This window comes from Paraferrimonas haliotis (assembly GCF_002282895.1).
GTDB lineage: Bacteria > Pseudomonadota > Gammaproteobacteria > Enterobacterales > Shewanellaceae > Paraferrimonas > Paraferrimonas haliotis.
Window position 1 is genome coordinate 189607 of the sequence record NZ_NRRB01000001.1, and the last position, 16683, is coordinate 206289.

Annotated in this window: 12 protein-coding genes; 9 read left to right on the top strand and 3 right to left on the bottom strand. The window is 48.5% G+C overall.

Annotated elements, in window-relative coordinates; all coding sequences use genetic code 11:
- Nucleotides 1-35 precede the first annotated feature (35 nt).
- The 4 genes from sspA (at nt 36) to CLC91_RS00895 (ending at nt 5582) form a co-directional block, all read left to right on the top strand.
- Complete coding sequence (sspA, locus tag CLC91_RS00880; protein WP_095497070.1) at nt 36-665, top strand: stringent starvation protein SspA; 630 nt, start codon at nt 36-38, stop codon at nt 663-665.
- Nucleotides 666-667: 2 nt separating this feature from the next.
- Nucleotides 668-1135, top strand: a complete 468-nt coding sequence (locus tag CLC91_RS00885; protein WP_095497071.1) for a ClpXP protease specificity-enhancing factor — start codon at nt 668-670, stop codon at nt 1133-1135.
- 244 nt (nt 1136-1379) lie between these two features.
- Entirely contained in the window at nt 1380-2450 is a 1071-nt protein-coding gene (locus CLC91_RS00890; protein ID WP_158220663.1) for an efflux RND transporter periplasmic adaptor subunit, read from the top strand.
- 3 nt (nt 2451-2453) lie between these two features.
- A complete protein-coding gene (locus CLC91_RS00895; RefSeq protein WP_095500020.1) occupies nt 2454-5582 on the top strand; it encodes an efflux RND transporter permease subunit in 3129 nt (1042 codons plus the stop codon).
- A gap of 79 nt (nt 5583-5661) precedes the next feature.
- Here CLC91_RS00895 and CLC91_RS00900 read toward each other — a convergent pair whose 3' ends face one another.
- The 3 genes from CLC91_RS00900 to CLC91_RS00910 all read right to left on the bottom strand — a co-directional run bounded on the left by CLC91_RS00900 (nt 5662) and on the right by CLC91_RS00910 (nt 8239).
- Complete coding sequence (locus CLC91_RS00900) at nt 5662-6558, bottom strand: LysR family transcriptional regulator (protein ID WP_095497073.1); 897 nt, start codon at nt 6556-6558, stop codon at nt 5662-5664.
- Between the two features lie 61 nt (nt 6559-6619).
- Nucleotides 6620-7756, bottom strand: a complete 1137-nt coding sequence (locus CLC91_RS00905; RefSeq protein ID WP_095497074.1) for a BamA/TamA family outer membrane protein — start codon at nt 7754-7756, stop codon at nt 6620-6622.
- An 81-nt stretch (nt 7757-7837) separates the two neighbouring features.
- Nucleotides 7838-8239, bottom strand: a complete 402-nt coding sequence (locus CLC91_RS00910) for a hypothetical protein (RefSeq protein ID WP_095497075.1) — start codon at nt 8237-8239, stop codon at nt 7838-7840.
- A gap of 271 nt (nt 8240-8510) precedes the next feature.
- Between CLC91_RS00910 and CLC91_RS00920 the strand changes: the two genes are divergently transcribed.
- The 5 genes from CLC91_RS00920 to CLC91_RS00940 all read left to right on the top strand — a co-directional run bounded on the left by CLC91_RS00920 (nt 8511) and on the right by CLC91_RS00940 (nt 16499).
- Nucleotides 8511-10664, top strand: coding sequence for a M3 family metallopeptidase (locus CLC91_RS00920; protein WP_095497077.1), 2154 nt, complete (start codon nt 8511-8513; stop codon nt 10662-10664).
- 148 nt (nt 10665-10812) lie between these two features.
- Complete coding sequence (locus tag CLC91_RS00925) at nt 10813-12321, top strand: S10 family peptidase (RefSeq protein WP_095497078.1); 1509 nt, start codon at nt 10813-10815, stop codon at nt 12319-12321.
- A gap of 57 nt (nt 12322-12378) precedes the next feature.
- The gene (locus CLC91_RS00930; protein WP_095497079.1) at nt 12379-12987 is read left to right on the top strand and encodes an anthranilate synthase component II; all 609 of its coding nucleotides are present in this window, start codon (nt 12379-12381) and stop codon (nt 12985-12987) included.
- Nucleotides 12988-13040: 53 nt separating this feature from the next.
- Entirely contained in the window at nt 13041-15515 is a 2475-nt protein-coding gene (locus CLC91_RS00935; protein WP_095497080.1) for a S9 family peptidase, read from the top strand.
- 63 nt (nt 15516-15578) lie between these two features.
- Nucleotides 15579-16499: an alpha/beta hydrolase gene (locus CLC91_RS00940; RefSeq protein ID WP_095499820.1), complete on the top strand. Its 921-nt coding sequence runs from the start codon at nt 15579-15581 to the stop codon at nt 16497-16499.
- Nucleotides 16500-16683: the final 184 nt, after the last annotated feature.

A 16683-nucleotide genomic window follows, 5' to 3' on the forward strand; every position in this document is an offset into this window, starting at 1 on the left:
GCTGTGTTTGTAAACCTATAATTTGGAGGGTAGCCATGGCCGTTGCTGCCAATAAACGCTCTGTTATGACCCTATATTCGGGCGCCAGTGATTTGTATAGCCACCAGACACGCATTGTGCTGGCTGAAAAAGGTGTCAGCGTCGATGTCACTCAAGTGGATCCCAACCATCTTCCAGAAGAATTGGTTGAGCTAAACCCATACAACACAGTACCAACCTTGGTAGATCGCGAATTGGTGTTATACCAATCTCGTATCATCATGGAGTACTTAGACGAGCGCTTCCCACACCCACCTTTGATGCCAGTTTACCCGGTATCTCGTGGTTCAAGCCGCTTAATGATGCACCGCATTGAAAACGATTGGTATCAGTTAGTGGACAACATCACTAAAGGTGTCAACGCCGATGCCAGCCGCCGTCAATTGCAAGACAGCATTTTAAGCTTAGCGCCGCTATTCGCTGAATACACTTACTTCATGAGTGAAGAATTCAGCTTAATGGATTGCTACGTAGCACCACTCTTGTGGCGTTTGCCGGTACTGGGCATTTCTGTAGAAGGTGAAGCCGGTAAAGAAATTAAAGCTTACATGAAACGCGTATTCGAACGTGAGAGCTTCAAAGCATCGCTCACCGAAATCGAACGCGAAATGAGAATGAGCATTTAATTATGGCTACGCTAACTCCGAGTCGTCCTTATTTGCTGCGTGCTTACTATGAGTGGCTCAGTGATAACCAATTGACACCGCATCTGGTTGTGGATGCAACGGTGGCGGGTACCCAAGTACCTCAACAATTCGTCAAGGATGGACAAATCGTACTGAACATATTGAACAGTGCGGTGGTGGGGTTGCAAATGACTAACGACGAAGTGAGTTTTAATGCTCGCTTCGCCGGTCAGCCGCAGAAAGTGATTTTGCCCATGGCATCGATCATCGCGATATATGCTCGTGAAAACGGAGCGGGCACGGTGTTTGATGATGAAGAAGCCTTTGAGCGCGAAGAAGATCAGGAGCTGACGCAAGAATTAGATGGCGCCGATAGCAAACCAGAATTAGTGACGGCGTCTGACTCCTCAGACGATGAACCTAAAAAGTCATCGAGTAAATCGAGAAATCATTTGCGCGTCATTAAGTAAGCGCTAACGCTCGTAGAAAGGACCGTAAGGTCCTTTTTTTATGCCTCAACTCTTAGGGTGTTCAGATCTGAACTGGAGCTGAATACCTGATCCCCTCCCTAATTAGGTATTTTAGTCGCCAAGATGCTTGTTGATGACTTGGTATCGGTTAACTGTTCTCACACCAATTCATTTGTACACATTCATCGGCGCTGGTGAGAAGTGGGTCCGAAGCGACGAATCCGGTAATGAACGGGAGTACCAGATGAAAAAATCTTTAATATCACTTACGTTGCTGTCACTGCTATGTGGTTGCAACAGCGACGTGGGTACGGTGGCGGAAATGGGTTCGGCAACCGTCACGGTGAACACGGTGATTGCGCAATCCAAGACGCAACAGTTTATAGAAAGTCACTCCAGCCTAATTCAGCCTGCGGAGCAGGTGGAGGTGATCAGTCGCACCCAAGGCTACTTGATTAAGACTCATGCCAAAGCGGGCGATTCGGTCAAGAAAGGGCAGTTGTTATACGAATTGGATGCGGTGGATTATGAAATCAGCAAAGCCGAGTTGGATTCACAACTCGCCATCGCCAATACTCATCTGCAAATGGCACAAAGAGAATACGCACGGGCACAACAACTTAAAGAAAGTTTGTCACTGCAAGAACTTGATGAAGTGGAAACCAATTTTAAACTAGCACAAGGCCAAGTCGCGCTGTTGGAACGACAAATTGACCGTGTTCAGTTAGACATCAGCCGCACCAAAATTAGAGCTCCGATTAATGGTGTCATAGGCGAGCGCAGTTTCGATGAGGGTGCCTTGATTAACGCCGGTCAAGTGCTTAACGACATTGTTAACGATGAGCAGGTTGAGGTGATTCTTAATCTGGACGAAAAAAAGCTGCTGGCCATCATTGATGACCTCCGTCAAGGCAATGCCGACTTCTCGGCAAGACTGCAGCTCATAGACGGCACAACTTTGTCGGAAGAAGGCCAAGTAAGCAGCATAGACAATAAGGTCAACCCTAACACCGGCAGCCTTGCCATCAAGGTACAATTTACTAACCAGGGGCAACTGTATTCCGGTCAATACGCTCAGTTATTGGTAGTGAGAAGCGCCGACTCCATGCTTCTGCCGCAACAAGCCATCATTAATGCACCGGATGGCAACTATGTGTATACCGTGGTTGAGGGCAAGGTTGCTCGACAAGACGTAACAACGGGCACAGCACTAAAAGACAAGCGAGTGGTATTTGGCGTGGCTGAAGGTGCTCAAGTTATTACCCATGGCCATTCTCGTTTGAGTGTGGGCGAACCCGTCCAAATCGAGGGTTAAGTGATGATCCGTTTTTTTCTCGAACGACCCAAATTTGCCATCGTTTTCTCAATATTATTAATCCTTATTGGTGCCGCCGCAGCCGTGAAAATGCCTGTTGGGTTGTATCCGAGTGTGGCACCGCCAACCGTTAATGTGTTTGCTAACTTTCGCGGTGCCAACGCTCAGGTAGTGAACGACACGGTTGCAGCGGTCATTGAAAAGCAAGTGAATGGCGTAGAGAACATGATTTATATGCGCTCTAATTCAAGTAATTCAGGCCAATACTCACTGAATGTGTTTTTCAAAACTGGGATGGACGTTGACCGCGCAGCCACTTTAGTGCAAAACCGAGTGAATGCGGCAATGCCGTTATTGCCAGACGGTGTTAAGCGAGAGGGGGTTTTCGTTGAAAAAGTGTCGCCCTCTATGCTGATGCTGGCGAGTTTATATACTCCGGATGATAGCCTTGATGGTATTACCATTTCGAATTACGCCTCTAAGTACTTAAAAGAAACCATCGCTCGTGTCGAAGGGGTTTCTAAAGTCGAGATTCTGGGTGAGAAAGAGTACGCCATGCGCATCTGGGTAAAACCAGAGCGCTTATTAAGCTATGACCTAACCGCTGAAGACGTTATCAATGCGGTGGCTGCGCAAAACCAAACCCGCAGTGCCGGCAGTTTAGGCTCGGAGCCCGTGGTGGGTGATGATCAGTGGACCTACACGGTAACGGTGCGGGGGCGTTTGAAAAACGCTGACGAATTTGCCGACATTCGTTTACGCACTTTAAGCGATGGCTCTATTGTGCGTATTGGGGACGTTGCCGATGTTGAACTCGGCGCTAACCAATACCTATACGATGCCTTTCAAAATGGCCATCAGGCCGTTACCTTGGCAATATATCAAGACCCAAGTGCCAATGCTGTGGACGTGGCAAGCAAGGTGAGAGAGCAATTGCAGCGCTTGGCGAGCGATTTTCCAACAGGTATGGACTACACCTTAGCCTATGACGCTACTGACAATATTCAAGTAACCATTGATGCCGCCATCGAAACCTTGGTCATCGCGGTATTACTGGTGACTTTCATTACTTGGTTGTTTCTTGGTACGTGGCGTGCAACGGTTATTGTGTGCAGTGCCATACCGGTTTCGTTGGTAGCTACCTTTGCCTTGATGCAAGCGCTGGATATGACCATTAACACCATTAGCCTATTTGGCATGATCTTGGCTATAGGCATTGTGGTGGATGCCGCCATTATTGTAGTGGAGACCGTTGAGCGTTTAATGCATGAAGGGATGCAAGATGCTAAAGAGGCCACCTTGGTCGCTATGAAAACCGTGCTTGGCCCTTTGATTGCCTCTGCAGCGGTTTTGGTCGCTGTTTTTGCGCCGACGTTAATGATGGAAGGCATGGTTGGCATTATTTACAGCCAGTTTGGGCAAACCTTAGTGATTGCGGTGGTTATCTCGACGCTGGTGGCTGTCACCCTAACACCGGCACTTTCAGCGATGCTGATGAAAGTTGAGGAAAAGCCGAAACTGTTGCAGCGATTTGATAAATCCCTCGATACTTTTAGCAACCGCTTTGGGTTGGGCGTGAGCTTCTTAACCAAACGCATTGGCTTAACATTTGTGCTGATCGGGGCATTATGCGCCAGCATTGTAGCCATTAATGGCAACTTGGCCAGCGCTTTGTTCCCTGGAGAAGATCAAGGCGTGGTGTTTTCTATGGTTGACCTTCCAGAAGCGGCATCGCTTGATCGCACCCGAAAGGCTGTAAAGACAGTATCTGACAAAGTCATGGCGCTAGCGGGAGTGGAAAGTATTGTTACCGTACCTGGATACAATCTATTAAACGAAGCGACTCAATCGAACTCCGCCCTTATTGTTACTAAGTTAAGTCACTGGCAACAACGAGGGGCCGAGTTACATCAAGACATCATCACAGCACAAATCCAGCAAGCCATAGACGAAATGCCTGAGGGCTTAGGCATGGCATTTGGGCTGCCGGCGGTACCGGAATTAGGCTTTGTTGATGGCGTCGAATTTATGCTGCTTGATCAAAAAGGGCGCTCTCCTCAGGAGGTAGAAAGTGTCTTAAACGAGTTCTTGGCCCGGGTTAACGATCGCCCAGAAATAGCGGCCGCTTTTTCAACCTATAGCGTGGCTACGCCTAACATTAAGTTGGACATTAATGAGGAACGCGCCGCAATGAAAGGGGTGGCATTTGAGTCACTGGTAAACACCATTAATACCCAGTTCGGCGGTACCTACATTAATGATTTCACTTTAGACGGGCGAAATTTCATGGTGCAGGTACAAGCTAAGGCCAGCGAGCGTGACAACGAAACGGCATTAGATCGATTGTTTGTTCGAAACGACCATGGTGATATGATTCGCGTGGGTAACTTAGTTGACAGTCACATCGAGTTCACACCCGCTACGTTAGTGCGCTACAACATCAACGGCTCGGCGTTAATCAATGGTCTAGCGGCCCCAGGTTTTTCCTCGGGCGAGGTCATGGCGGCTATGGAAGCCGAGGCCGAAAGCTTACCCGATGGCTATAGCTACGAGTGGTCTGGGCTCTCTCGCCAAGAGAAAGAAGCGGGCAACGCTGCCGCCATCGCCTTTGCTGCGGCGCTCGTCATCGTCTATTTGCTGTTGGTTGCCCAATACGAGTCTTGGTTAACCCCCTTGGCTATTTTGCTACCGGTTCCCACAGCCGCCCTAGGTACCTTCTTATCCTGCTTCGCGGTGGGTGCGAGCATTAGCTTATACACTCAAATCGCTTTAGTACTGCTGATCGGCATGACTGCCCGCAACTCAATCTTAATCGTTGAGTTTGCAAAGCAGTTGAGAGAAGAGCAAGGGGTGAGCTTGGTGAAAGCTGCGACTCAAGCGACTCGATTGCGGTTACGAGCAATCTTAATGACGGCCTTGTCATTTGCCATCGGCCAAATCCCCTTGATGTTTGCTGCGAGCGCTGGAGCAGGAGCTCAGCAAGCCATTGGTTGGGCCGCCTTTGGCGGTATTTGCAGCGCCACCTTTGTCGGTTGTTTGTTAGTCCCAGCAGCCTTTGTATTCTTCCAAGGCGTGCGTGAGAAGTTTTCGCTAAAAGCGAGACAGGCAGTGGCTTCCCCACAAGCCGTATAGGCTGCCATTAGGGTTACCTTCCCGTTTGTGGTACTCCCTCCAAAAGCCGGTAATTTCGATTACCGGCTTTTTGGTGGCTTTAGTTGGAACACGCTTCAACCATTTGTGCTGCAATGAAATTCATTAAGCCTCGGTGGGCATAACTTTCCAGCGACATCCATTCTAAAATGGCTGGTGACTCTTGATTTTGGGTGCCCAGCGAAATCAACTTTAGTTGATTGGCCTCAGCCAATGGTCGACCAATGTGATCCGGCAGTGGTGCCACGCCAAGCCCTTGCATTGCGCATGCCGCCGCCTGCCTAAAGTTTTGGGTGTAGCTGGTTTTCAACGACCAAGTTTCCCATTGCAAACGGCTGGTGTCATTGGCCCCGGTTTTCGGCCAAAATAGGCGGTGAGGTGTGTAGTCAGAGGTTTGCACCTTGTCTTTAAGAGCCAGCGGGTGTTGCGGGTGCACATACATACTCATGCTAATGTTACCCACCGGCTCGATAACAATGCCTTTCAATAGAGCGTCTTCTCGCATGGCTAATAAGCCATCGACTTTCTTCGCCAGCAGCAAACCATAGCCTTCAAAAATGCTTGGCTGACTGAGTTCGATTTCGATACTGGGCCAGTGCTTGTATATGTTAGCAACAATTCCAGCCATTTTTTCATCGCTGATCAAATCCGGTATGGCCAATCGCAGCACTTTAGGGGTGGTGTCATCAAATAGTTGTTCCGCGATGTCATTAAATACATCGATGGTTTCAATGGTGAGCTTCGCTTGATGGAGCAGTCGCTGACCACGGGGGGATAGCACCACGCTTTTGCCCGCGCCTTCGCGAGTAAAAAGCTGATAGCCAAGTTCGTCTTCCATCGCTGCGATGGTTCGGCTTAATGTGGGGTGGGAGCTTCCAAGCTGGGTGGCTGCTTTGGACATAGAGCCCGATTTCGCGATGGTTATGAATGCGCGAATGGCAAAGCTGTCGATCGCCATATGTAAGAAATCCTTAGCCTAATCTTGTTAGGCTAAGGATAACAGGAATTTAACGGTTAGATCACCAACTAGAGCCGAATTGAATGTGGACAGTGGTTTCTTCAGGGCCTCGGGCCAAGTCCATGCCCACTTCCATACCGTATTTATCGGCAATTAAGTAGCGGAAACCGGCGCCACCGGCGACTTGGGTTTCCTTGAACAGGTCTTGGGCTTTATCGGCAGCACTGCCGGCACCAGCAAAACCCAGCACCGACCAGCGAGAGTCGAGGTAGCGGCGTGCTTCAAATTCAGAAGCAACAACCTGGTCGCCTTGATAACGCATGGCCGGGATCCCGCGAAGCGATATGAACGGCCGTGCGTAAAAAGGGACTTGCCCGTCGACCACATCGGCACTGACTTTTAAGCCAAGCACCCATTGTTGCAATTCCCAAAACTGCACGTGTTTCACTTCGGCTTTTTGATAGTTGTAATTGCTATCGGCTTCTCGCCCTTCAAAGTGTGCCAACGACGCTTCTATTTTGTAGCCATTTTTCGGCGAAAAGTGGTTGTCATGGGTATCGTACAACAACTCAACGGCACCGCTTAATACGCGATTTTGATAGCCAAAGCTTGGAATAGGACCTTGCGCTTCGCCGCGAATGCTATTGTCACCGTCAAAATAGGTCATGGAGGCACCTAGGAACAAAGGTGACTCGTTAACGCGGAACAGTATGGTTTGATCCAAAAAGGCACCTTTTAATTTGTAGTCAAATAACGGTGCGGTGGAATCGCCATAGTAAGCCAAGTTTATCTCAGGTAGTACCGCCATACCTTCATAGCGAATGCTGTCATTCTTCCAGTAGCCTTGGTAAAAACCGCCGTTTACTTTTGAGCCATTTTCAGTGGCAATGGAAAAAATACCGCTGATGTCCGGCGGGGTTTCGGCGACTAAAGAGTCGCTTAAAAAGACCACCGCTAAGCCACCACCATAGCCCACAGCAGGCTCGGTAACCATTATCGGTACGGGCAAAAAGCCGTAGGCTTGGCTTAGCCAATTGGACACATCCAGTTTGCCGTCGTCGCCAATAAAATTGGACGGCTCTGCGGTGCGTTGAGGTTTGGCAATGTCTTGTTCCGAAACCGGTACTTCGGTTGCTAATACTGAGCCGCTAAATAGCGCGGAAATTGCGACTGATGTAATGAGTTGTTTGAGTTTCATAATGACTGCCTGGAGCTATTACTCTAAATTAAGGGCGTTTAAAAAGCGCCCGAGAGCGCTCGCTTCTATCGTGACAGGGAGTTAGTCATCCCATACATCACTGTAAATTTCTTCTTCGATGATGCGGTCCGTTACTTCATCTTCTATGGCACGATCGATAAGCTCGTCTTCGATGACGCGATCGACAATGGCGTCTTCAACCAGCGCATCCGCTACAATGCGATCTTCAAGGTATCGAGCGTCGCGGCAGCGGTCGTCTTGAATGGCGCCTTCAACCATGCCGTTAATCGCACCCACACCGGCGCCAATCGCTGCACCGCGTTTAGCGCCTTCCTTACCATCGACAATGCCACCAACAATGGCGCCCGCTACGGCACCTTCGACGCCGCCCGCGATGGTCTCGCCCAGTTCGTTGTTGCAGTCGTAAGCCATGGATGAGGCGCTCATAAACATGGATACAGCGACTAAAATTGGAGCTTTCATGGATTTACCTATCGTGATTTATTTAAAAAGTGGCTGCAGTTTAGCGGGCGAACCTGAACCGTTTATGAACGATAAAAATTATGCACAGCAGCTGTTCAGAAGCGTTCGGATGTTAATGGATGGTAAAAGTTACACTTTTCTTGGAATTTGGCCCCACAAACACGCTACAAAGCATGTACAAACATCCTGCGATTGTGTATTAAAGGAGGTTAGCCCGCGCAGATGGGCCTAATAACTCTAACGTAGTGATCTCAAAACAACAGGAAAAATTATGTACCTGAAAACAGCCCTTGCCTTGAGTGTGGCATTCGCACTAAGCGCCTGTAGCAGTAATTCTTCTGACGACGCCAGTCAGCAAGCGACAGACAGCGTAAGCGCAACCGCCTTGGCAGCTTCTAATCCATTTGCTAAAGACAGCAGCTTGCAATATCAAGCTCCAGACTTCACCGTCATTAAAAAAGAACACTTTAAGCCAGCCTTTGAAGTGGGCATGCAAGAGCATCTAGCTGAAATCAATGCTATTGCTGAACAAAGCGATGCTGCCACCTTCGATAACACCGTCCTTGCAATGGAAAAGTCCGGTAAATTATTAGGCCGTGTATCCAGCGTATTCTTTAACTTGTCGGGCAGTAACAGCGACGACGAGATTCGAGCCATTCAAGGTGAAATGGCACCTAAGCTATCAGCACACAATGACGACATCTATTTGAACGACAAACTGTTCCAACGCGTGAAAAGCGTTTACGAGGGGCTTGGGCAGTCTGACTTGGACAGTGAGTCTAAGCGTTTGGTTGAAGTGTATTACAAGCGTTTTGTGCAAGCGGGCGCTAAGCTAACTGCAGAGCAAAAAGCTCAAATTCGCGAGCTAAACGCCCAAGAAGCTAAGCTAACCAACGAATTTGCACAACGCGTATTAGCCTTAGGTGGCGAACGTGCGGTATTGGTTGATGACGTTGCCGAGCTAAAAGGCTTGTCCGACGCACAAATCGGCAGCCTAGCTAAACGCGCGAGCGACGCCGGTCATGACGGTAAGTACCTTATTCCGCTAGTGAACACCACTCGCCAAGACATTATGGCCAGCATCGAAGATCGCGAATTGCGTCAGCGTATCTGGGAAGCGTCTGCTTACCGTGGTCTTGAAGGCGAGAACGAAACAGCCAGCATCGCTGCTAAGCTTGCACAGCTTCGCGTTAAAAAAGCCAAGCTATTAGGCTTTAATAACTGGGCCGAGTACCGCATGAACAATGCCATGGCACAGAAGCCTGAAAACGTCCGTAACATGCTTGCAAGCATGGTGCCTGCGGTTGTTAAAAATGCCACTAAAGAAGCTGAAGCCATCAAGAAAATGATGAAGTCTGAAGGCACTGAGCATGCGCTTCAGCCTTGGGATTGGGCTTACTACGCTGAAAAAGTTCGTCAAAAGGAATACGCAATTGATGAAGCCGAAGTAAAACAATACTTCGAGTTTAACAGCGTGCTCGAGAAGGGTGTATTCTTCACCATGAACAAGCTTTATGGCATTACCTTCAAAGCTCGTCCAGACCTACCGGTTTATCACCCAGACGTTAAAGCTTATGAAGTCTTTGACGCCGACGGCACCAGCATTGCCATTTTCTACGGTGATTACTTTGCTCGTACCGGTAAGCGCGGTGGCGCCTGGATGAACTCGTTTGTTCGCCAATCTAAGTTTGACGGCACGACCCCAGTGATCGTTAACGTAATGAACATTCCAAAGGGTGCCGAAGGTCAGCCTACGCTAGTAAGCTATGACAACGTGACCACCATGTTCCACGAAATGGGTCACGCGCTTCACGGCATGTTCTCTGATGTGAATTATCGCAGCCTAGCAGGTACCGCTGTATCTCGCGACTACGTAGAATTCCCATCAACCTTTGAAGAAGATTGGGCGCAAAATCCAGAAGTACTAGCTAACTACGCTAAGCACTACAAAACCGGTGAAGCCATTCCAAAAGCGCTTTTGGACAAGATCATCAAATCTCGTAGCTTCAACCAAGGTTACGATACCCTTGAGTACATGGCAGCAGCGTTAGTCGATCTAGAGTGGCACTCGTTGGAAGACGATACCTTAATCACTGACGTGAAAGGCTTTGAGCAAAAAGCGTTAGAGAAAAACGGTGTTGCGGTACCAGCCATTCCACCACGTTATAAGTCTACTTACTTCTCTCACATCTTTGCCGGTGGCTACTCAGCGAGCTATTACGCTTACTTGTGGAGTGAAATCTTGGCAGCGGATGCGTTTGCTTACATGCAAACCACCGGTGGCTTAACTCGCGAGAACGGTGACAACTACCGTAAAAACATTTTGTCAGTGGGTAACACTCGTCCACCAATGGAAAGCTACAAAGCCTTCCGTGGTCAAGAGCCAACGACTGACGCCTTGTTGAAACGTCGCGGTATTAACTAGAGTTAACACCACGCCAACAAAAGCCGAGCAGTGATGCTCGGCTTTTTTATGCCTAAAAAATGGCAGAAAGGCGTTGCATGCTGGCTATTTAATCGCTTCCTTGTTAGCGTGTTGGCAAAACAATAATACGAGTTAGAAGGAATAAGGGATGAGTTTTCGACAGTTAATCAGCATGGTCGTACTATGCTCAGTCACCAGTTTGAGTGTCCATGGGTTACCAGTTCACGCAAAAGAAGCCAAAGTCAGTGAAGCTCAGCAACCGCTGCGTTCTATTACTGAGCATCAAGTTCGAATTAATGGTGATCGCATAAAATATCAAGCGATAGCCGGAGAAACCTTCTTATACGATGACAAGGACAATCCGACCGCCAGTATTCACTCGGTCAGTTATTTGCGGACCGACATCAAAAACGACCCGACCCGACCGGTGACCTTTGTATTTAATGGTGGCCCAGGCTCGGCTTCCATTTGGTTGCACTTAGGCTTGTTTGGACCACAACGAGTGGTGGTGCCTGGTGATGCTAAAGACGATGGTGCGCCTCCTTATCAAATGGTCGACAATCAATATTCTATGCTTGATCAAACCGATTTGGTGTTTATTGATCCGGTGGGGACCGGTCTAAGCCGAGCGCTAGGGGATAAACAAGGCAGTGACTTTTGGGGCGTGAAAGAAGACGCACGCTCTATCGCTGACTTTATTCGCCTATGGTTAACGGAATACGGACGTTGGAATGCGGCTAAATATCTCGCCGGTGAAAGCTACGGAACTACTCGAGCGGCCGCTGTGACCCAAGAGCTGCAAGGCGGCTGGACCAACGTTTCCCTTAATGGCGTTTTACTCATTTCCTCTATTCTGGATTTCACCCACGCTCGCTATCAGCCGGGTAACCATCAACCCTATATTGGTTTTTTACCCACCATGGCGGCTACCGCTTTTTATCACGACAAAGTATCGCCACAGGATAAAGCGTTAGGTTTAGAAGGATTCATTGAAGAGTCGCGTGCGTTTGCTATTGGTGAATACGCTTCCGCGCTGCTGCTCGGCAATCGGTTAACGGAGCAGCAATATCAGCAAACTCGAGCGAGCTTAGCTCGCTTTACCGGCTTGTCAGAAAGCTACTTAGACAGAGTCAATCTGCGGGTTTCTGCACATCGCTACACTAAGCAATTGCTGCGCGACCAAGACCTCACTGTTGGCCGATTAGACAGTCGCTACACCGGCGTAGACTACGATAGCGGCGGCGAATACATAGACAACGATCCATCCGGATACGGTATTTCTGGTGCGTATACCGCGGCCATTCAAGATTATTTATTCCGTGTGCTAAAAGTGGATACCAAACGCAAGTTTCAGGTGTTATCCGTTGACGTAAACCGTGGTTGGAATTGGAACGTCTCCGGCAAGCAAATGCACTTTGTGAATGTGGCACCGTATTTAGGCCGAGCCATGCGCGAAAACAGCGGTCTAAAGGTGTTTGTTGCCAACGGCTACTTCGATTTTGCAACACCGTTTTTCGCCACTGAGAATACCTTCGCCGATAATGGCATCGACAATAGCCGGGTCACCATGGCTTACTATCCTGCAGGGCACATGATGTATGTCGAGCCACAATCGTTGCAGAAGTTGGTAAAAGACATGCGCGCTTTCTATGACTAAGGTAAAATCGGCGCTTTGCTAATTTGCCGTTTATGATACCAACAGGGCGCTTGATTTATGCTGTTAATGCTCGATAACTACGATTCGTTTACTTACAACCTGGTGCAATACTTTCAAGAGTTAGGACAACAGGTTGCAGTGGTGAGAAACGATCAAATGAGCATTGCTGACATACAAGCGCTCAACCCCTCGTGTATCGTAGTCTCTCCTGGGCCATGTAGCCCAGATCAGGCTGGAGTTTCCTTAGCTTTAGTGGAAGCGTTTGCGAGCAAGGTACCCATACTTGGGGTTTGTTTAGGTCATCAAACCTTAGCCCAGGTTTACGGCGCTAAGGTGGTGCGGGCTCCTCAAGTCATGCACGGTAAAACCAGCCTAATTAGTCATACCGGCGAGGGCCTTTTTGCCGGGTTAAACAACCCGCTTCAGGTTACTCGCTATCATTCGTTAATTGTGGATGATATTCCTGACGGCTTTCAACTAGACGCCTACTTGGACGACCCGCAATACGGGCGCCTTGTTATGGCCATGAGCCAACCGCAATTACAGCTATACGGGGTTCAATTTCACCCAGAGTCCATTATGACCGAGCAAGGTCATCAACTCTTACAAAACTTCCTAAACCTTAGCCACCTCAAAGGGTGTGCTGCAGGCGACTTCATGGTATAACAAGCCTCAGCTAACGCATTAGTCAAACAAAACAAAAATAAGAGATCAAAGTTATGACCCAACGGAGATTGAAAGCTGCGGCCAGTAGCTTATGTCTAATCTTACTCAGTGGCTGTGCTGCGAGCACCACCGCTATTGAGCCAAAAGCGGCCCCAATGGCGACGCCTCTGCAAACCGCTAACCTTCCAAGCGCAGACACCCCATTAACCATGAAGCAAATTATGGCGGATCCTGCTTGGATGGGTATTTCGCCTTCTAATGCTTATTGGGCTGATGACAGCGGTGAAGTGATTTTCCAGCGCAAAGGTTTTCTCGATACCTTAACGAGCTATTATCGCCAAGGTATTGAGCAAAGCGAAGCCACACAGGTGAGCATTGCCGATTATCATAAGTTGCCTCAGCAAGGCGGTGATCTTAGCCGTGATGGCAAATTTAAGGTGTATTTGTATCAAGGCAACGTGTTCGTTAAGCAACTGAGCAGTGGCGAAATACGCCAATACACCCGATTCAACACCCAATTGTCCGGCGTTAAGTTTCTTAATGATGGCAGTGTCGCCTATTGGCAAGATGCGGCGCTTTATCGATTGGATCTTAACAGCGGTATGACCACCCAAATTGCCGACGTGCGATTTGAAAAAGCGCCAAGCGGTGTTAAAGAGCCCAACGGATTTTTGGCAGAGCAGCAACACCGATTGATTCAATACGTTGCCAAGCAACATCAAAATGCCAAGCAAACTCAGCAGTTTAATAAGGATTTACAGCGCCTAGACAACACTCTTGCGGCCAAGCCGTTTTACTTGGGTGGTAAAGAGCGACTCACCAATTTGAGTTTATCCAATTCCGGTCGTTACTTGCTGGTGGTCGCCCAAGACAAAGACGCTAGTTGGCGTGACAAGCACGACATCATGCCGAACTACTTGGGCAAAGACGGTTACGTTGATGCGGTTAATGTTCGCGCTCGAGTAGCGGAAGCCAAGCCGGTGGCGCAACGCTTTGTGATTCTGGATTTAGAGAAAGGCACTCAAAAAGACATTACCATTGAAGGCTTAACCGGTTTCGATGAGGACGTATTAGCTTCAGTGAAGCAGGAAAATGCCAAAGCAAAAGGCGAAACCTATAAGAGTGAAAAGGCTACTCGTACAATACGCTTAATGCTGGACTGGACTTGGAGCCAAAGCCCCATTCAATGGCACCCGCAAAACGACCAGTTGTTGGTAATGCTTGAAGCTACCGATAACAAAGATCGTTGGATTGCCTCGGTTGATCTCGACAAGGGCAGATTCAATACTCAACACAGATTAAGCGACCAAGCCTGGATTAACTACACTCATAATGATTTTGGTTGGGTTGGTAACTCACAGCAATTCTACTTCTTATCAGAGCAAACTGGGTATTCTCAGCTTTACCTACAGACGCTCGGTGGCAAGGCAAAAGCGCTAACTCAAGGTGAGTTTGTGGTTAATTCAGTGACACTGTCGCCGGATAACCAGTACCTGTATTACCGTGCCAATCCGCGTCATCCAGGTAAGTACGACGTGTATCGGGTAGCGCTCAATGGCTCTGCACCTGAGCGTATGACTCAGTTTGAGGGTAACCTTGACTACAGCTTGAGCCCTGATGGCAACAAATTGCTGTTAACCGCTTCAACCAACACCTCGCTGCCTGAATTGTTTGTGCAAAGCGTGGGTAGCGAGCAGGCTAAACAGCTGACCCAAAGCCAAAGCAAAGCCTTTGCCGATTATCCTTGGCAAGCAGGGCAAATCGTAGCGATTCCATCAAGCCATCAAGCCAAGCCGGTTTACGCTCGCGTGTATCTGCCTCAAGGCTATGATGAGACTCAGCAATACCCAGCGGTCATATTCAGCCATGGTGCAGGCTACTTGCAAAATGCTCACTACGGTTGGTCAAGCTATTACCGCGAATTCATGTTCCACAACCTTCTTGCACAGAATGGCTATGTTGTGCTCGATATCGATTATCGCGGTTCTAAAGGCTATGGCCGAGATTGGCGTACCGCGGTTTATCGCGATATGGGGCGCACCGAAGTTGAAGACATGGTGGATGCGGTCAATTGGATGAGCGCTAACGCCAGTGTTGATAAAGGACGCGTGGGTCATTACGGCGGCTCATACGGCGGCTTCTTGACCTTTATGGCCTTATTTACCGAGCCAGAGCTTTTCCAAGCTGGTGCGGCATTGCGTCCGGTTACCGACTGGGCCCACTACAATGCCCCGTACACCTCAAACATTTTGAATACGCCTGAGGTTGACCCCATTGCTTATAATCGCTCAAGCCCGATTGAACATGCCGAAGGCCTTAATAAGCGCCTGTTGATCATGAGCGGCGTGTTGGACGACAACGTCTTCTTCCAAGACAGTGTGCGCTTAGTGCAACGCTTAATTGAGCTGGAGAAAGAAAACTTTGAAACGGCGATTTATCCAGTGGAGCCCCATGGTTTCCGTCAACCGTCGAGCTGGCTTGACGAGTATCGTCGAATCTTTAAGATGTTTGAAGAAGAGCTAAAATAATTATCAGCGAGTAACAAGGCCCTCAGTTCGTCACTTTGGGCCTTTTTCTTTATAGGAGGTTTCATGGCCAGTTGGCAAAGTCAGGTGCTCAATAGCATCATGTCCATGATCGCACGACCCGGGATGAGTCAACTGGGGCCTAAAGGGCGACTCACCGCCAGCCTAAGCGATATTCGAGAGAAGCTAGAAGCATTAGATGCCCGTTTTGTCGATATTCCTAAATCGCTTAATGCCACCTTTACTGAGCTGCCGAATTGTCGTTTATGGCGCTATCGCCATCGAGAGTCTTCAGTCGACCGCCATCTTCTTTATCTTCGAGGCGGAGGATTTTGCTTTAGAACGCCCAATACCCACGCTCATTTAATTCGCCATTTTTGTAAAGAAGCAAAAGTGCAAGCCTGGGTTCCCGATTATCGACTGGCACCAGAGCACCCCTTTCCAGCAGCAATCAATGACGTAATTAGCAGTTATAAGTCCTTGCTCGATAGAGGCATTGATAGTCAGCAAATCATTGTCGGGGGTGATTCAGCGGGTGGTCATTTGGCGTTGGCGCTGATGATTGCATGTGAGCAACAACAGTTGCCGATTCCGAAGGGGTTAATGCTGCTATCGCCCGCTACCGATTTGGCCATGACCGGGGATGCAGAAGCCATATTGGACGTTGATGATCCGTTTTTCACTTTAGAAGGCATGTTACGGCTGCGCAGTGCCTATCTTGACGGGCATAACCCAAGTCATCCGATGTTGTCGCCGTTACTGGCAGATTTAAGCATGGTGCCTAATACTCTATTGATAGCTGGTGAAAGAGAGTTGCTACGAGATGACTCGTGTCGACTGGCTAAAAAACTGCAACAAGCGCAACGACCGGTTCGATTTAGGCTTTGGGACGACATGCCCCACGTATTCCCGCTGTTTGATTGGTTACCTGAATCAGAAAAAGCCATCAAGTTGTGCAATGAGTGGTTGCTATCTCAGTTTGATTAATGCGTCATTATGCACAATAAATGCATAATACTGGCTTTGCATTAATCGTAATGATTATTTTTGACTATTTATTTCTCGAATAAGCGATTTATACGAGGTTTTAGTCACCTGTTAGTTCATGTTTATTCACTTCAAACAGAGTGTTTCGCAAGTGTAAATGCTCATAACTAGCAATTAGCACTCA